Source organism: Mycolicibacterium agri, assembly GCF_002553505.1.
Lineage (GTDB): Bacteria > Actinomycetota > Actinomycetes > Mycobacteriales > Mycobacteriaceae > Mycobacterium > Mycobacterium agri.
This window is the reverse complement of sequence record NZ_PDCP01000217.1, coordinates 1-1,129: the sequence shown is the minus strand read 5'-3', so window position 1 is coordinate 1,129 and position 1,129 is coordinate 1. Positions and strand designations below refer to the sequence as shown.

The window sequence follows — 1,129 nt, the reverse complement described above, 5'->3', positions numbered from 1 at the left end:
GAGCGGGGCCGTTCTCATCATCAGATCGTCGTCCACCCCATTGACGCCATCATCGTCATCCTGAGCGACGCGCAACACCTACGACAGGGTCGTTTCGAGTTTGAGTGGAAAACTCGGCTGTGAGGTGTTCCCCCCTCTCGGTCGTCGGTGCAACTCGGGGTTCAGATGCAGCGGTTCATCAGACCGGTTATGTTGCCACAGTGACAGTTGAGGTGTGTTTGCCAGGAGAGAGCCGGGCGGCTGACGCATCCCAGGCGGCTTATTTCCGGGCCGCCCTTACCGATGAGCGACAGACGGTCACCGCGGCCCTTGATCAGGCCGAAGCACGACTGCGCGCCGGTGTCGAGCGCCAGGAATTGGTCGGGCTACGCGGTATGGCTCGGGCTCGCGTGCAAGTCCGTGAACTCGAGCATCAAGTCCGTGAATTAGATCGGATGATCGCCGCCCTTGACCGGCGCTACTCTGCATCGTGGTCAGACGGGCGCTAACGCTAACCACCGCAGTCGACCTACAAGCGCGCCAAACACTTCTGTCAATGGGGTTCCGGACAATATTGCGCATCAACACAATTCGCCATCGGCATAGATTAGTCCGACCCATTATTGGTCACGGTGGCCGCTGGTAGTCTGTGGGTGTTGGCGGTGTCGATGAAGCTGGCCACCACATCGGGCCGGGTCACTCGGTGGCAGGCAGTGCAGCCCCAATAGAGCGACGTCATCGTCGCCGGTAAGCCCTGGTGAGGTCGCTGCGAGCGCAGTTCCAAGCGCATCGTTGAGGCGCCCGGGGGCGCCGGCGGGCAACGTCAGCCGTCAACTGGCTTGACGGCCGAATTGGCGACCTCGTGGTAGAGCGTGGCGGTCTGCGAGGCGATGCTGGTCCAGTCGAACTCGGAGATGGCGCGTTGCCGGCCGGCGTATCCCATCGCCTCTGCACGCTGCGGATCGCGGGCGAGCGTGTTGAGCGCGTCGGCTAGCGCCTGCGGTTCGTCCGGTTGTACCAGTAGACCGGTCTCGCCGTCTGCGACCACCTCCGGGATGCCGCCCACATTCGAGGCGACTACCGCGGTACCGCACGCCATCGCCTCCAGGTTGACGATGCCGAGCGGCTCGTACAGCGACGGACACACAAA

General features: G+C 63.1%; 1 protein-coding gene. It reads right to left on the bottom strand.

The window, feature by feature from the left end:
• Positions 1 to 802: 802 nt before the first annotated feature.
• A partial coding sequence (locus CQY20_RS33855; RefSeq protein ID WP_133119211.1) for a glycosyltransferase occupies positions 803 to 1,129 on the bottom strand: 327 nt, incomplete at its 5' end.